Raw genomic sequence first — 16,562 nt, 5'->3', positions numbered from 1 at the left:
AACATATCCGAAATTAGCTAATTATCATCAAGCATAGCGCGGTTGCTACGAAAAGGGCCACTTTTTGCAGATTTTCACGCTTTAACACCCCCATAAGGTGTGTTTTAGGCCAAATCTTTGACTATATCAACTAAGAAAAGTGCCATTTTAGCGCTAATTTATCCCGACAGGACACATCGTCACATCATCGTCTGCTTTCTACAGGGAGAATTTCGCTCCCTTGCTCGCCTTCTCACACCGTAATATGACAAGCCCACATTCAAACTTACGTAACGAAACGCCACTGCTCTTCTGCTCAATTGCCCAGCCAACTGCTGTTCGATCAAAAGCTATTCTGCTACAAACCTATCTGTTACAAACCTACTTCACCAAAAATTCCGTCGTAACGAATAGTATTTAATAGCTAATGAAATCATAGCATATATGTTTTAAACCCTTAACTAACGCTATACAAAGGTAATGAAAGTTCACATTTCAGATTTGTCAATTTTAGATAGATGAACATGCTTAACTGCACGATACGCTTTAGCAGGAGCAGTCCTCAGCGCCCATGATCAAAGCAGTTAATCAGAAACCGAGAATAAACATAAATCGCTGATAAATAAGATATTTTACAATCAAAAAAAATAAAGAAAGAAACGCTATCAATAGCCACTAATGAAGCTAATCTGGGATAGCTAAGCAAAAGCAGAAAGGCTCACTATCGGTTCAGCACACAACCCGTCATAGGCTTGCTCTACCGCAATTTTTGCATATTTCCCGAGGCTTTTAATGGGTGAAAACTCGTTTAGTTCACCACCATTGAAGGCACCGCATTTGCCGATAAAGCATTTAATCAACCAGTGCTGCAGCCTCATCAATCCCTACCGAAACAAGCCTAGACACACCAGGCTCCTGCATGGTTACACCCATCAAGCGCTCAGCAGCCTCCATAGCAATTTTGTTATGGGTGATATAGATAAACTGAACGCTTTCAGACATTTCTTTAACAAGTTTGGCGTAGCGGCCTACGTTGGCATCATCCAGCGGAGCGTCGACTTCGTCCAACATACAGAAAGGCGCAGGGTTCAACTGGAAAATTGCGAAAACCAACGACAGTGCAGTTAACGCCTTTTCTCCCCCCGACAGTAGATGAATAGTACTGTTTTTCTTACCTGGCGGCCGCGCCATAATTGCCACACCGGTTTCCAGCAAATCATCCCCGGTGAGGGTTAGCCAAGCAGCTCCCCCACCGAAAACCCGTGGAAATAGCGTTTGTAGACCCGTATTAACCTGGTCAAATGTTTCTCGAAAGCGAACGCGAGTTTCCTGATCGATGCGTTTAATCGCACGCTCTAACGTTTCTAATGCTTCGGTAAGCTCAGCATGCTGAGCTTCCAAATAGTTACGCCGCTCGGCTTGCTGATCGTACTCTTCGATCGCGGCAAGGTTAATGGCACCTAAACGACGAATCTTATCTGTGGTGTTTTCCAACCGCTCCTGCCAAGCAGTTTCACTGGCGTCGCTAGGCAAGTGCTCTGCTAAAGCATCGGGATCATGGCCTAGTTCTGCTAATTGCTCATCTTGGGTTGCCGCTTTCAGCGCCAGTGCTTGTACATCCATACGGCGCTGTTGTAACTGCTCACGACTTTGTTCCAAGTTGCGCTCGTGCTGCTGGCGAGCCAGCTCGTCGTTGCGCAGCTGCTCTGCCAATGCCTGAGCCTGCTGACGAGTATCATTAAGGCGCCGCTCCTGCTGCTCGCGCTGGTGTAGCAACTCCTCTAATTCTTCAGCAGCCAGTTCGTCTGGCTCTACCAGCATTTCCCGAGACTCTTCTAACTCAGCAATACGCAGCGAAAGGCGCTCTTCACTATCGCTACTACGACTTTGCTGGGCTTGCAGGCTATTCCGCTCAGCATTCAACCGCTCTCGCTCTAGCGCCAATGCCTGCTGACGCGCCTTCATGGGAGCATGTTGTTGATTTAACTGGTCACGCTGCTCACGCTGGCGACTGCGATGTTCAGCGCTGGTTTCACGGGCTTCGGCAGCAGCTTCTAACTGCTCCATCGCTGCATGCCAGCGAGCACGCTGCTCTTCTAAAGTGAGCGTTAACTCCGCCTCATCCTCTTGTAGTTGGGCGAGTTCATCATCCAACTCAGTGGCGCGGCTCTCTAAATGTTCCAGGCGTTGAGCTAGTCGCTGCTCTTTCACCGCAAGCTGCTGAAGCGAAGCGGCGTGGGCACGCTCTTGCTCAGCCTGCTGCTCACGGGTTTGCTCTAGCACTTCAATGGCTTCGCTAGCGGCTTCGCACTGCTCATCCAGCAACGCTAACGCGTCTTCATCCTGTGTAAGACGGGCGTCTAATTCGTCAAACCGACGGCGTGTCACCAACAGTGCATCAACACCTTCACCATTGGCCTGTTGATGCAACCAGCCGCGTCCACGCCATACGCCTTCTCGGCTGACAACACTCTCTCCAGGCGCCAAATTACCTAGTAGCGTCTCAGCATCTTCGTTCGTTTCTGCGAAGTGAATACTCGCTAACCATTCGCCTAACGCACCTGCCCCAGACACCAGAGAATCCAAGCGCTGCGCGGATGTCGCTGGCCGCTCAGCCTGGTCGATTAAGCACCAATCAGTGGCTAGGGCATTAGGTAGCGCGTTTAGCTGGTTCGCTGACACTAAACGGGCGTTTAACCACGGCGCAAGCAGCCAGGAAATCACTCGCTCCCAGCCAGATGCAACACTAATCGCTTCACCAAGCCGTGGCGCATCGGCTAAGCCGTGAGCCGCTAATGCATCGCTAAGATCTGGGTCGTGATCAGCCAAGGCGGCATCAATTAACGCCTTCAATGACGCGAGTTCGCCTTGATGTTGACTTAGTTCAGCACGCTGCTGATCACGCGCCTGGGTGGCCTGCTGATAAGCGGCTTTGGCATCGCTATAGCGCTGCTGCCAATGGTCACGTTCGGTTTGAAAGGCTTCAGCACGCTGTTCAGCCTCTTCCCGCTGGGCTTGGCATTCAGCGTGTTCATTGCGCAGCTCAGTAACATCGGCAAGTTCGCCACGCTGCTGACGGCGGCGCTGGTTCTCCGCCTGCATGCGCGCAATACGCTGCTCTAAATCGCGTAATTGGTCTTGGCTACGGTCCGCTTCCCGGCTGGCATCGCGCCAGTGATTTTCTGCATCGGCCCACTGCTGTTCGGCAGTTTCAAGAGCAGGAGTCGCATCCGCTAAGGTTTGTTCAAGTGTTTCTAGCTGCTCTTCAAGGGCTTCATGCTCTGGAAGCAAGTCCTCTAAACGAGCTTCTATCGCGACAAGTCGCTCTTGATCGCCTTCGCTGACTCGGCGCTGTTCATCAAGGTCGCGGCGCGCCGTTGCTATATCGCTCGCCAATTGAGCTTCACGGCTGCGGCGGTGCGCTTGGTCCTGCTCCAGGCGGGCAATCCGGGTGGTGGTTTCAAAGAACTGTTGCTGGTGGCGCTCTAGCACATCGGCAAGTTCATCGTGCTGTTCGCGCGCTTGTTCCAGGCGCGTTTCACACTGACGTACGCCAAATACGTCTTTCTCAACCGCAATTTCCAGCTCGCGCACTCGGCTTTCTTGGTGAGATTGCTCATTGCGCAATGCGCGTCCGCGCACTAACGCCAGCTCACCTTTTAGCCGGTACTCCTGCTGCTTTAACTCTTGGTAGCGCTTGGCTGCTTCTGCCTGACGCTTAAGGCGTTCGAGCTGTTTGTCCAATTCTTCACGGATATCATCCAGGCGTTCCAAATTCTCCTGGGTGCGGCGCATACGGTTTTCGGTTTCCCGGCGGCGCTCTTTATATTTTGAAATCCCCGCAGCCTCTTCCAGCGTGGCACGCAGGTCATCGGGGCGTGCTTCGATTAGCCGTGAAATCATCCCCTGGCCGATAATGGCGTAAGAACGCGGGCCTAAACCAGTGCCCATGAACAGATCAGCGATATCTCGCCGACGACACTTTTGACCATTAAAGAAGTAATTGGATTGGCCGTCGCGGGTGACTAAGCGCTTTACCGCAATTTCTGAGTACTGCGCGTAAACGCCCCCCATGCCACCATCGCGGTTATCGAACTTGAGCTCGATAGAGGCTTGGCTGATCGGCTTACGACCGGTGGAGCCGTTGAAGATAACATCGGCCATCGATTCACCGCGCAGGGTTTTAGCTGAGGATTCCCCCATTACCCAGCGCACCGCATCGATGATATTAGATTTGCCACAACCGTTTGGCCCAACGATGGCGGTCATATTGCCATCGAAGGGCACCGTTACTGCATCAACAAAAGACTTGAACCCAACAAGACGAATAGAGGTTAAGCGCATTGCGACCCTTAGCTGCGGTTGTTTGCGTGGACGTTATTCAAAAACGCGGTCAATAACAACATTTGCCGCATCATCCTCATTAATAGGTCCAACGCTTACGCTCTCCAGCTCGCCAAACAGATCACCAGGTTGAGGGGTCGCCTGACCAGATTGCGAAACGCGAACAACTAAGCGTGCTTCACGCACCTGGGAGATTTGCGCTTGGGGGGACATAGCTGCGGTGTCGTCCAACACGACGGTCATGGGAAGCTCTGACACCTGGGCACGAATAACAGCCAGTGGCGGCAGTTCGCCTTGCATGTCTCGAGCAGTAATAAACACGCTAGCATCGTCACTGACGTTATCCATCAGTGCTTCGTCTAATGAAACATTCACACGCACGCCTTGGCTTTGGGCGGCCTCAACCGCCGCTGCTTCTGGCTCTACTCCTAAACGCTCTTGAGCAACGCGAATACCTTCGCGCAAGGAGGATGCCGTTTCGGGATCTTCTATGTTTGCGACAGCACGACGCCAGTGGTCTACCGCTGTTTCATAGTCACCATTATCAAACGCATGAATGCCAAGCAAGCCGAGCACTGTGGGCTGGCGTGGGTCTTGCGCTAGCGTCTCATCCACTAGCGACTGTACCTCAGGAGTCAGTTCACGCTCCGCCATAAAAAAGCGCAGTTGAGCAAGTTGCGCCAACAGCGGAGGAATCCGCCCTTCAATAGCAATCAACCGTTCTAACGCATCGGCTGCTTTATCGGCCTGACCGGTTTCACGGTAAAGCGGAAACAGTGAACTCCACACATTGGGATTATTCGGCTGACGCTCGGCTTCTGCTTCCATGCGCTCTAAATACATGACCAGTGAGCCATCGGGGTCGTTTTGCACTTCTTGCTGAATAGCGTAAAGTGTTAAATCGCCTTCCGCGCCGTTCTGCTGGTACCAAAACGTACTCGCTCCCACCACGGCCACCATCACCAAGGGGATAGCAAGCCTGCCTGCCGTCGCCGTTTTTAAGGGGCGCTTAGTACGGCTGGCGGTGTCTTCCAACAGGCTACGCTCTAGCTCCAGGCGGTCTTCTTTAAACCGCTCCTCATCCATATCGCCACGTTCGTGAGCAGCTTCCAAGGAGGCCAAACGACGCTTAAAAATCGCCACGTTTTGCTCATCAGCAGTATCGTTAGCTTCGAAGTGATCTAGCTTGTCGCGTAGCGCGCGGGCATCGCGCATCGGCGCTATCAATAACCAAAGCGCGGGGAGTAATAGTAAAGCAATCGCAATCCACAGCGGTGTCATGAAGACCTCTCGCGGTTAATCAGGGCATCCAGGCGGGCACGTTCTTCGGCGCTAAGCGCTTTCGCTGAGGCATTACGACGAGCGCGAACCATCATCACGACGACCACTACGCCGAGCAGCACCAAACCTATCGGCAACCCCCACAGCAGGTAAGTGCGGTTTTCTAAACGCGGGTTATAGAGAATGTACTCTCCAAACCGCTGCACCATGTGGTTAACAATCTCGATATCCGATTGACCATCCTGGAGCAATTGATAGACACGTTCACGCATGTCCGCGGAAATTGGCGCATCAGAATCATCGATTGCCTGGTTCTCACACAGAGGGCAGCGCATCGAAGCGGTGAGATCATGGTAACGCTGCTCCGTAACAGGATCGTCGAACTCACGTATCTCAATACCGCCGGCCAACGCGCCGCTAGTCAGTGTCAGCAGCGCGACGGTAAGCATTAAGCGTATTAGCGCCATTTTTCCACCTCCGGCAGAATGCGTTCACGAACGTCTTCCGGTGACACGTAACCTTTGTGGTGGTAGCGAATGACACCGTCAGCATCAACCAAGAAGGTTTCCGGCGCACCGTAAACCCCCAGATCAAAGCCAAGGTTACCGTCAGGATCAAACACATTAACTTCGAAGGGATCCCCAAACTCGCTCAAGAACTCCAGCCCTTTTTCGCGAGTATCACGATAGTTAATGCCGACCATGCGAATGCCCTGATCAGCCAACTCCAGCAACTGCGGCATTTCCTGCTTACAAGCGGGGCACCATTCGCCCCACACATTCACCAGGGTGACATCGCCAGTTAACAGGGTTTGATCAACTTGGCGATTTTCATCGCGCAGTGTCGTGGCTTCAAAGGTAGGAAACTGCCTGGCCATTAGCGCCGAGTCGCGGTGCGAAGGGTCGCGCCCTAGCCCTTGATAAAGGAATAAGGCAATCCCCAGAAAGCCAATCGGTAGTAGTAAAAGTAGTAGGCGACGTGTCATACCATAGCTTCCTTCGACGTTGCAGACTCAGACGTTGCAGAAGCCGGGCTAGCAGGCGCTTTGCGCGATACGACACGACGGTACCGCTTATCAACTATCGCCAGAATGCCACCGAAAGCCATCAACAACGCACCGAGCCATAACCAGCGTACAAACGGTTTGTATTGAACACGCATCGCGTAGCTACCATCGCCAAGGTCTTCCCCCATGGCGACATAGAGATCGCGGAAAAGCCCGGGACGAAGCGCCACCTGGGTCATTGGCATTCTGGTAGCGAGATAGAGGCGCTTTTCTGGACGCATCACAAAACTACGTCCAGAGTCGCCACGCTGCACTTGAATGATAGACGTGTCTGCCAGGAAGTTCGGGCCCCGGCGATTTGCCAGTTCCGTCATGGTGAACTGATAACCTGCCACTTCAACAGTCGTGCCCGGCGACATCCGCACGTTGCGTTCGATGTTGTAATTGGAAACAACCGCCACGCCAACAATGGTGACCGCAATGCCCACATGACCAAGCACCATGCCCCAATATGCTAACGACAGCTTGCGCAGCCCCGCCAAAAAGGAGCTGGCATGGCGGACTTTATTGAACACGTCACGCACGATAGGCAGTACGATCCAGAGCGCCGAAACAATGCCCAAGGAGACCCAAAGATTCCACTCGCCGCCATATAGCAACGGCATAGCACCGCCCAGGACCAGTGCAGCGGCGCCTGACAGCCAAAGCTTACGCCACAGTTCACTGGCACTCATGCTTTTCCAGCGGGCGATCGGGCCCAGTCCCATAAACATGCACATCACCACCGTTAGCGGTACAAAAAGTGCATTAAAGTACGGAGGCCCTACGCTGATCTTACCTAACCCAAGGGAGTCCAGAATTAGCGGGTAGACCGTGCCTAACAGTACGGTGACCGTCATAATGACCAGTAGAATATTATTGACCAACAACAGCGAATCACGGGATAACCAATTAAAGCCGACTTTATGGCTCACACGGGGGGCGCGCAGCGCAAATACCAGCAGCGACAGCGTTACGGTAATCGCCAACAGCATTAAGATAAAGAAGCCGCGGGAAGGGTCATTAGCAAACGCGTGCACTGAGGTCAGCACGCCAGAACGCACCAGGAACGTGCCCATTAATGACAGCGAGAAGGTTGAAATAGCCAGCAGTACTGTCCAGCTTTTAAACGAACCGCGCTTTTCAGTGACCGCCAACGAGTGCACCAGCGCCGTTCCCGTTAACCAGGGCAGCAGTGAGGCGTTTTCAACCGGATCCCAGAACCACCAGCCGCCCCAGCCCAGCTCGTAATAAGCCCACCAACTACCTAGCGCGATGCCTACGGTTAGAAATGCCCAGGCCACATTAGTCCAGGGACGTGCCCAACGTGTCCAGGCAGCGTCTAAACGCCCACCTAGCAACGCGGCAATGGCAAATGCAAATACCACCGAGAAGCCGACATACCCCATATACAGCATCGGAGGATGCACAACCAACCCGAAGTCCTGCAGCAGCGGATTCAGATCAGCCCCGTCTTGAGGCATATTCGGCAGTAGCCGCTCAAATGGATTGGAGGTCATCAAGATAAACAGCAGGAAGCCAACGCAGACCATTCCCATGACGCCTTGCACTCGCGCCACCATATCGCGCGGCAAATCACCGGAAAATACCGAAGCGGCATACCCCCAACCAGCCAGCATTAAGCTCCACAATAAGACGGAGCCTTCATGATTTCCCCACACGGCACTAAACTTGTAGTACCAGGGCAGTAGCGAGTTGGAATTATTGGCAACGTTCGCCACGCTGAAGTCATCCAGCATATAACTGGCTGTTAGGCACAAATAGGCAATGGCAATAAACAGGAACTGCCCCGTGGCCATAGGTCGACCATAGGCCATCCACAGCGGACGCCGAGTGGCCGCGCCTGCCAGCGGCATCACAGCTTGTATCACGGCCATCAACAGGGCAATGACCAGAGCAAAGTGGCCTATTTCAGGAATCATCTTGATGAACATGCGCGCTCCGAATTAGCAGTGGGCATAACCGCCTGCTTGACACGATAAAACATTAATAATCGCTTGTTTGGGGGGTGCCTTCCTGCTCCAAACGCTTACCCACCTCAGCCGCTTTTGCCTGATAATCTGCCGGGGAGTAACCTGCTTCTTCCAATGCTTGCGCCACTTCGGGCGGCATATAATTTTCATCGTGGCGGGCTAAGACTTTATCGGCATATAAGCGCCCATCTGCCTGAAGTTCTCCTACCACGACCACCCCCTGCCCTTCACGGAAAAGATCCGGCAGAATCCCGCTGTAGTAGACCTCCAAGTCATCGACGTAATCCGTCACGGTAAACTCAACATCAAGGCTTTCAGGATCACGCGACACCGATCCCTCTTTAACCATTCCGCCCGCGCGAATCTGGCGCTCCATGGGCGCGTCGCCCTGAGCAATCTGTACCGGGCTAAAAAATAAATTGATGTTGGAGCGCAGCGCATAAAGTGTCAGCCCCACCGCTATCGCGGTTAATGAAACCAACCCTAAAATAACGAACAGCTTCTGTTTACGTTTAGGCGTCATGACGAACGTCCCTTTGAGCAGAGTTAACTGGTGCTTGCGCGGCCTGGGAGTGGGCGTTTTGGCGGCGCACACGGCGCTTCACGCCTTTCAGCAGTTGGCTGCGCTCGAGGCGCGCATGCCAAACTATCACCAGCATCAACAACGCAGTCATGCCCCAAGCAGCCCACACATAAAGCCCGTGGCCACCCATGGCAAAAAATTCATTAAGTGAGGAAAAAGCCATTATCTCACCTCCTCTACTAGCTCTTGCACCCAGCGCTTATTGGTTTCACGGCGCAGTATTTCACTGCGCGTGCGCATCAGGGTTAACGCTATAAAAAAGCAGTAGAAGCCGAGTACCATAATGAGCAGCGGTGCCCACATTTCCATAGGCATTGCCGAACGTCCGGTAATCGTAAACGAGGCAGGCTGGTGCAGGGTGTACCACCACTCCACCGAATATTTGATGATCGGAATATTAATCACGCCCACCATCGCCAGCACTGAGGCTGCACGAGATCCACTATCGCGACTACTGAAAGCACCGCGCAGTGCAATGACCCCTAAATACAAAAACAGCAAAATCAGCATGGACGTTAAGCGTGCGTCCCACATCCACCAGGTTCCCCAGGTAGGCACCCCCCATACTGCGCCTGAAAAAAGTGCTACAAAGGTCATCGCAGCACCTAATGGTGCCATCACGGTGGCTGCCATATCGGCTACTTTGATTTTCCAGACCATATATACCAAGCCTGAAATTGCCATTGAGACAAAAATGGATTGTGCTAGGAAAGCGGCAGGAACGTGGACATAGATAATCCGAAAGCTATTGCCCTGCTGATAATCCGCGGGAGCAAATACCAGCCCCCAAACGCTTCCCAGCAGCAACAGGAGCACCGCCGCTGCCCAGAACCAGGGCTGAAGCTTGGCGCTAATCGCGTAGAACCACTTGGGTGATCTCAGTTTATTTATAAAGGCCCACATGGTGTTTTCGTCCTTTAACCGTTGATGCTGATGCGTAGCGAGGCGGCAATAGCCCAAGGTGCTAGCATTAACGAAATCGCTAAAAGTGCGCCCAAAATAGCCAGATGCGCCGCGATACCATCGCCTAAAATAGCGGCCTGCACGGCGCCAGCACCAAAAATAAGCACTGGAATATAGAGCGGCAGCACCAGCAGTGACAGCAATACACCGCCGCGAGCTAATCCGACGGTCAGCGCGGCGCCAATCGCACCAATCAAGCTGAGGCTTGCGGTTCCCAATGCCAGCGATAGCGCTAAAACCATGTAACTACCGGCAGGAAGTGCCAACATGATACCTAAAATCGGCGCCATAAGTGCCAAAGGCAGTCCTGTCAGCAGCCAGTGAACAGCAACTTTGGCAAGGCTAAGCGCCGCCAGCGGCTGAGGGGCTAACAGTAGCTGCTCCAAACTACCGTCGTCGTAGTCGCTCCGGAACAGACTATCCAGAGAAAGCAATGCCGCTAGCAATGCCGCCACCCACAGCAACCCAGGCGCTATTTCTGCCAGTAACTGGGGATCAGGTGAAATGCCGATCGGAAAGAGCGTAATCACCAAGGCAAAGAACACCAATGGGTTAAGCACTTCACCACGACGACGTAGCAACAGCGTTAGATCTCGCTTAAAGGTGGCACTAATGGCGACCATGAGCCCACCGGAAGGCGCATGCATCGACATTTCTGGGATGCCTGTCGTGGCGTGTGAGCTTGGCAACGCTGTCTCCTTCTACCCCAGTTGAACGCGCCTAAGCACGGATGATGCGGTTAACTCATGATGTGTCGTCACTAAGACACAGCCTCCCGCGTTGGCATGCGCAACAAGCTGCGCTTCTAGTGCTGCCACTCCGTGGCGATCAATGGCTGTAAAAGGTTCATCCAGGACCCACAATGCCCGCTTAGTAAGCGTCAGTCTCGCAAGGGCAATTCGCCGCTGCTGCCCAGCAGAAAGCTGCCCGGCGGGTACATCCTCAAAGCCACTCAGCCCAACCTGTGCCAGCGCTTCTTCACGCTGGTAATCGTCGCCTTTTTCGCCGCTAAGCGCTTGGTACCACGCTAAGTTTTCCAGCGGAGAAAGCCCCGCTTTTATGCCAGGGGCATGCCCTAAATAGAGTAGATTGGCGAGAAAATGTTCACGCACCTCGCGCATTGAGTCGCCATTCCAATAAATGTCGCCATGGTAGTCGCTCAACTGGCCTGAAAGAATTTTCAACAGTGTCGTTTTTCCGCTCCCGTTAGGGCCTTCGATACGCACTATTTCGCCACGTTGAATATCAAGATCTAGCCCCTCAAACAGCCAACGATCATCGCGTTCACAGGCTAGCTGTCGGGCTTGTAGGCAGAGGCTCAAGGATATCTCCAGGCACGTAGATTTTGCGTCGAACTCTACACGGAAAGCCCCTTTCTCGCCAGTCGCTCTCTGCGGTCAGGGGTCGCATCACACTTCAACCAATCTTCGCTTAAGAACAATAGACAATGCAGAGCACTAGCACTGTATGCAAAAACAGGTCTATACTACAAACACTGTATGAAAAAACATTACCGATTATAAACACAGCAATCTGCTCAATTACACGCCTAGGGAGCGGGCGCTGCATTGGAGAAAACTGCATGACGATGACAATGCCAACACCCTTGAACATAACTCAACATGCGCTATCTCAAACGACGTCGAATACAGGTCGCCCTATTTATTCGGCACCTCGTGTAACGCGGCGCAACACTTATGCGCTTCGCGTGCGCGGCAACAGAATGCGTGAATGCAATCTATTCGATGGCGATGTCATCATTATTCGCCGCTATCAACAAGGTAGCCATCAAGAAACCGCTATCGCGACGATAAACCAGCGAGAAGTTGCCCTAAAGCAACTTTCCATTAGTCGACTGGGCGTTCACTTATGGCCCGAAGATGCAGCCATGCCTGCCGTCTTCCTGCATAATTGTGATATTCAAGTGCTGGGAATGGTAATGGGCGTCGAGCATGGCGCTAACAACACTCGGCACCACTAATTCGCCACCCGCTTTAGGGAGCATCGATTGCGTTACCGAGTTCCAGACCTAGCATCCGCCACATGGCATACCGCTGAAATTGAGGTTGAAAAAAGTCGCTTCCTCACGTGGATATGCCATGCACCCAGCACAGCTGACCATCATGCAATGCTGCAGGCAGCAAAAACCGCCCACCCCAACGCAAGTCATCACTGCACGGCCTTTATTGCTGGCCCTCCTGGTGAACAAACACACATAGGGTTCTCTGATGATGGCGAACCCGGCGGCACAGCCGGCAGGCCCATGTATCAAGCCTTGCTCGGTAGCCAGATGGGTGAAGTAGGCTGTGTGGTGATTCGTTACTTTGGCGGCACCAAGTTGGGCACGGGTGGACTCGCCCGAGCTTACGCACAGTCGGTTAACGCCGGGATTGAAACATTACCTACCCGCGAAGTCGTCGAGCGGGATAACTACCAACTGCGTGTCAACTTTGCCCATGAAGCCGTCGCGCGCGCTTGGTGTGATGAGCAGAAAATTCCCGTCCAACAGGCAGAGTACGATGGCAACGGCGTATGCCTTACGATTGGCTGGCCAAGAGATGAGGCCTTAAATTTCACTACGCTTGAAAATCGCCTAAAGACAGCCCTCGATATTCAAAAAGTGCCGCCACAATAAGATTATTATATCGCTGACAAAAAACGCGACTTACGCGAGCAATTGCTCGGTAAGCCGCGTTTTAGTCGCTAACCATTACGTAACGATAACTGCGCAATGGCACTGCTAGCGGGTTTTAGCCTAAATATTTAATCATCACACCCGCCGCAACAGCAGAACCGATAACACCGGCCACATTAGGGCCCATGGCATGCATCAGCAGGAAGTTATGCGGGTTCGACTCCAAGCCAACCTTATTAGCTACTCGCGCGGCCATCGGTACTGCCGAAACACCTGCGGCACCAATCAGCGGATTAATCGGCATTTTGCTGACAAGGTTCATCAGCTTCGCCATCAACACGCCTGCGGCCGTGCCAATACCAAACGCCACAATACCCAGACCCAAGATACCCAGCGTTTCGAATGCCAGAAAGCTATCTGCCATCAGCTTGGAACCCACCGATAGTCCTAAGATAATCGTCACGATATTGATCAGAGCGTTTTGCGCCGTATCCGATAAGCGCTCAACCACACCGCATTCACGCATCAAGTTACCAAAGCAGAACATCCCTAACAGCGGCGCTGCATCAGGTAGGAAAAGCGCGACGGCAATCAATAACATCAGCGGGAAAACGATCTTTTCCAGTTTGGATACCGGACGCAGCTGCGTCATCTTAATTTGACGCTCTTTCTGCGTGGTCAGCAGCCGCATAATCGGCGGCTGAATCAGCGGCACCAGCGCCATGTAGGCGTACGCCGCCACTGCGATAGCACCCAGCAACTCAGGAGCCAATACGCTTGATACATAAATAGACGTTGGACCATCAGCACCGCCGATAATACCAATGGCGGCCGCTTGATTAAGCGAAAAGTCCATCACCCCCAGTGAGGTCAGCATCACAGCACCAAACAGTGTGGCAAAAATGCCAAACTGAGCAGCCGCGCCTAAAAAGAGCGTCCGCGGGTTAGCCAATAACGGGCCGAAGTCGGTCATGGCCCCCACGCCCATAAAGATAATCAGTGGCGCAATACCAGAGGCAATCGCTACTTTATAGAAGTTATAGAGCATTCCATCGCTATAACCTACGCCAACCGCAATATCCTTTGCCGCACGCAATTGATCGGGAGCTGCAGTATCGTGGGCAATCGCTTTAAGCGACTCTCGCCAAGCTTCCACACCACTTAATGGATCAAGGGTAGCGCCCAGTACGGAAGCTATCTGCTGCAGCACAGCAGGTTTTGCCACCTCAATCGCTTGATCGAGCGCTGAGATTGCCAAGCCCGCCTCAGGGATATTGGCAAGAATGCCGCCAAACCCAATTGGCACCAGCAGCAACGGCTCAAACTTCTTGTGAATGGCAAGATAGAGCAGCCCAAGCCCTACCAAAATCATGGCCGCCTGACCAAGCTCAAGGTTATAAAGCCCCGAGCCCTCCCATAAGGTAATTAGTTTTTCCATTGCCAAATGCCCTTAAAGCTCGATCAGCGAATCGCCGACGGTGACGCTGTCACCCTCGCTGACGTTAACTTTCGATACGGTACCGGCACTACTGGCACGCACTTCGGTTTCCATTTTCATGGCTTCCAAAATAATCACCACATCGCCATCCGCTACTTGGTCACCCGGGCGTACATTGACCTTGAAGATATTGCCAGCAAGCGGTGCATCAATGCTTTCTCCACTAGATGCAGGCGCTTCCTCTTTGGGTGCGTTAGCACTCATTGCCGCCTGTTCCTGCACCGCGCCTATCTCGCCACCTTCAGACACTTCCACTACAAACGCTTTGCCATTGAGCTTAACGGTGTACGTTTCCGGGCCACTCGAAACCATTGGCGCTTTGTTTGCGGCTTTTGCCGGTACGTTAGCGCTTTTCGCCTCAGCCACTTGAGGGGCGGGTTCAAAGGCATCCGGGTTGTCACGATTTTTAAGGAATTTCAGACCAATTTGCGGGAACAGCGCGTAGGTCAGCACGTCATCTATTCCCTGCTCGCCGCTGGCAATACGAATGCTGTCTGCGCTCGCTTTTTCTTTAAGCTCGGTCGCTAGTCGGTCCATTTCTGGCGACAGGTTATCTGCCGGGCGACAGGTGATCGGTTCGCCACCTTCGAGCACGCGTTTTTGCAGCTCTGCATTAAACGGCGCGGGCGCGGAGCCGTATTCACCTTTTAGCAACGCCTGAACTTCTTTGGAGATGGACTTGTAACGCTCGCCCATCATCACGTTCATCACTGCTTGAGTACCCACAATCTGAGAGGTCGGCGTCACCAGCGGAATAAAGCCTAGGTCTTCGCGTACCCGGGGGATTTCATTCAACACATCGTCGAGTTTATCGCCGGCGCCCTGCTCTTTAAGCTGGCCTTCCATGTTAGTGAGCATGCCGCCAGGCACTTGGGCAATCAAAATGCGTGAGTCAATACCGCGCAACGAGCCTTCGAACGCCGCATACTTTTTGCGCACTTCACGGAAATAGCTGGCGATATCTTCCAACAATTCCAGGTCAAGACCGGTATCGCGATCGGTATCTTTGAGCATGGCCACGACAGATTCAGTCGGACTATGACCATACGTCATGGACATGGAAGAGATCGCAGTATCGACATTATCGACGCCTGCCTCGACGGCTTTCAAAATTGTCGAGGTCGACAACCCGGTAGTCGCATGACAATGCAAGTGAACGGGAATAGACAGCTCTTTTTTCAACCGCGTGACAAGATCATAGGCAATATAAGGCGTCAGAAGCCCCGCCATATCCTTGATAGCCAGTGAGTCAGCGCCCATTGCGGCAATGGTTTTAGCGAGCTCTACCCAGCTATCCAGGGTATGTACCGGGCTAACCGTATAAGAGATGGTGCCTTGTGCATGTCCACCTACTTGGCGAACCGCCTTGATCGCACGCTCAAGATTGCGCGGATCATTCATCGCGTCAAACACGCGGAACACATCAACCCCGTTGGTCTTAGCGCGCTCGACAAATTTATCAACCACGTCATCGGCGTAGTGGCGATAGCCTAATAAGTTTTGGCCACGCAACAACATCGCTTGAGGTGTATTCGGCATCGCCTCTTTCAGTGCCCGAATACGCTCCCAAGGGTCTTCACCCAAATAGCGAATGCATGAATCAAACGTTGCTCCACCCCAAGTCTCTAATGACCAATAGCCAACATTGTCGAGTTTTTCGGCAATCGGTAGCATGTCATCAAGACGCAAACGGGTGGCAAACAGCGATTGATGGGCATCGCGAAGAACAACATCAGTGATCCCCAGAGGACGTTTTGTTTCATTCATGGTCGTGGCTCACAATTTTCACGTTATGGATTTGTAGTAAATTTAACAAAATAAATAGTAATTGAGCGGTAGGATAGCTACAAAACTAGGGCCTTACTTACGGCGCGAAGAACGATAACGGTGCACTGCAGCACTAATCACTGCCCTGACTTCATCATCCTGGCCTTTCGGTGCAGATGGTTTTGCATTATTTCGGCCGCTTGGCGCTGCTATAGGAGCAGGCTGGAAGCGGCTAATCAACTTCGACATTAGCGTAACGCTAATTACCAAAACCGTAAGAAAAACAAATACAAAACCCATACCCAACCCCATAAGGGCAAGCCCTTCCTGGAGCAACTCTGACTCTTGCATACCGCATTCCCCCTCTTTCAAATGCTTTTCGGCACACCAATAGCCTCTAAAGGCGCTTGGCGCAGTGAGGCTAATACACTAACCTGCCACATCCAGGATAGATTGCAATCGCGCCATAGTGG

Annotated in this window: 15 protein-coding genes; 2 read left to right on the top strand and 13 right to left on the bottom strand. The window is 52.7% G+C overall.

Annotation, left to right across the window (positions count from 1 at the left end; all coding sequences use genetic code 11):
- Positions 1–831: 831 nt before the first annotated feature.
- The 10 genes from smc to ccmA are packed head-to-tail and all read right to left on the bottom strand — an operon-like array spanning position 832 to position 11,511.
- Positions 832–4,323, bottom strand: coding sequence for a chromosome segregation protein SMC (smc, locus tag NF683_RS11060; protein WP_253920013.1), 3,492 nt, complete (start codon positions 4,321–4,323; stop codon positions 832–834).
- Positions 4,324–4,356: 33 nt separating this feature from the next.
- On the bottom strand, positions 4,357–5,604 hold the full coding sequence (gene ccmI / locus NF683_RS11055) for a c-type cytochrome biogenesis protein CcmI (RefSeq protein ID WP_253920012.1): 1,248 nt from the start codon (positions 5,602–5,604) through the stop codon (positions 4,357–4,359).
- Entirely contained in the window at positions 5,601–6,071 is a 471-nt protein-coding gene (locus NF683_RS11050) for a cytochrome c-type biogenesis protein (RefSeq protein ID WP_089039054.1), read from the bottom strand. The genes ccmI and NF683_RS11050 overlap by 4 nt, the downstream gene beginning before the upstream one ends.
- Positions 6,062–6,589 (bottom strand): DsbE family thiol:disulfide interchange protein, encoded by a 528-nt coding sequence (locus NF683_RS11045; protein ID WP_089039055.1) that lies wholly within the window; start codon positions 6,587–6,589, stop codon positions 6,062–6,064. The genes NF683_RS11050 and NF683_RS11045 overlap by 10 nt, the downstream gene beginning before the upstream one ends.
- Entirely contained in the window at positions 6,586–8,604 is a 2,019-nt protein-coding gene (locus tag NF683_RS11040; protein ID WP_275050917.1) for a heme lyase CcmF/NrfE family subunit, read from the bottom strand. The genes NF683_RS11045 and NF683_RS11040 overlap by 4 nt, the downstream gene beginning before the upstream one ends.
- A 52-nt stretch (positions 8,605–8,656) precedes the next feature.
- Positions 8,657–9,166: a cytochrome c maturation protein CcmE gene (gene ccmE / locus NF683_RS11035; RefSeq protein ID WP_253920011.1), complete on the bottom strand. Its 510-nt coding sequence runs from the start codon at positions 9,164–9,166 to the stop codon at positions 8,657–8,659.
- Complete coding sequence (gene ccmD / locus NF683_RS11030; RefSeq protein ID WP_089039057.1) at positions 9,156–9,389, bottom strand: heme exporter protein CcmD; 234 nt, start codon at positions 9,387–9,389, stop codon at positions 9,156–9,158. The genes ccmE and ccmD overlap by 11 nt, the downstream gene beginning before the upstream one ends.
- Positions 9,389–10,129 carry a heme ABC transporter permease gene (locus tag NF683_RS11025; RefSeq protein WP_089039058.1) on the bottom strand — a complete coding sequence of 247 codons (741 nt, stop codon included), beginning with the start codon at positions 10,127–10,129 and terminating at the stop codon, positions 9,389–9,391. Before NF683_RS11025 ends, ccmD begins: the two co-directional genes overlap by 1 nt.
- 14 nt (positions 10,130–10,143) lie before the next feature.
- On the bottom strand, positions 10,144–10,842 hold the full coding sequence (gene ccmB / locus NF683_RS11020) for a heme exporter protein CcmB (protein ID WP_172422509.1): 699 nt from the start codon (positions 10,840–10,842) through the stop codon (positions 10,144–10,146).
- Between the two features lie 48 nt (positions 10,843–10,890).
- Positions 10,891–11,511 (bottom strand): cytochrome c biogenesis heme-transporting ATPase CcmA, encoded by a 621-nt coding sequence (gene ccmA, locus NF683_RS11015; protein ID WP_089039059.1) that lies wholly within the window; start codon positions 11,509–11,511, stop codon positions 10,891–10,893.
- Positions 11,512–11,771: 260 nt separating this feature from the next.
- On the opposite strand from ccmA, the gene NF683_RS11010 reads away from it, so the two are divergent.
- Positions 11,772–12,170: a LexA family protein gene (locus NF683_RS11010; RefSeq protein WP_089039060.1), complete on the top strand. Its 399-nt coding sequence runs from the start codon at positions 11,772–11,774 to the stop codon at positions 12,168–12,170.
- Between the two features lie 27 nt (positions 12,171–12,197).
- Positions 12,198–12,824 carry an IMPACT family protein gene (locus NF683_RS11005; protein WP_253920010.1) on the top strand — a complete coding sequence of 209 codons (627 nt, stop codon included), beginning with the start codon at positions 12,198–12,200 and terminating at the stop codon, positions 12,822–12,824.
- A gap of 115 nt (positions 12,825–12,939) precedes the next feature.
- On the opposite strand, the gene NF683_RS11000 is transcribed toward NF683_RS11005, so the two are convergent.
- The 3 genes from NF683_RS11000 to NF683_RS10990 form a co-directional block, all read right to left on the bottom strand.
- Entirely contained in the window at positions 12,940–14,262 is a 1,323-nt protein-coding gene (locus NF683_RS11000) for a sodium ion-translocating decarboxylase subunit beta (protein WP_089039062.1), read from the bottom strand.
- Between the two features lie 12 nt (positions 14,263–14,274).
- Positions 14,275–16,089 carry a sodium-extruding oxaloacetate decarboxylase subunit alpha gene (oadA, locus tag NF683_RS10995; RefSeq protein WP_253920009.1) on the bottom strand — a complete coding sequence of 605 codons (1,815 nt, stop codon included), beginning with the start codon at positions 16,087–16,089 and terminating at the stop codon, positions 14,275–14,277.
- Positions 16,090–16,182: 93 nt separating this feature from the next.
- Positions 16,183–16,440: an OadG family protein gene (locus NF683_RS10990; protein ID WP_089039064.1), complete on the bottom strand. Its 258-nt coding sequence runs from the start codon at positions 16,438–16,440 to the stop codon at positions 16,183–16,185.
- Positions 16,441–16,562: the final 122 nt, after the last annotated feature.

Origin of the sequence: Halomonas sp. MS1 (assembly GCF_024182575.1) — a bacterium.
Classification (GTDB): Bacteria; Pseudomonadota; Gammaproteobacteria; order Pseudomonadales; family Halomonadaceae; genus Vreelandella.
The sequence above is the reverse complement of the archived record's forward strand: the minus strand, read 5'-3'. Positions and strand labels throughout refer to the sequence as shown.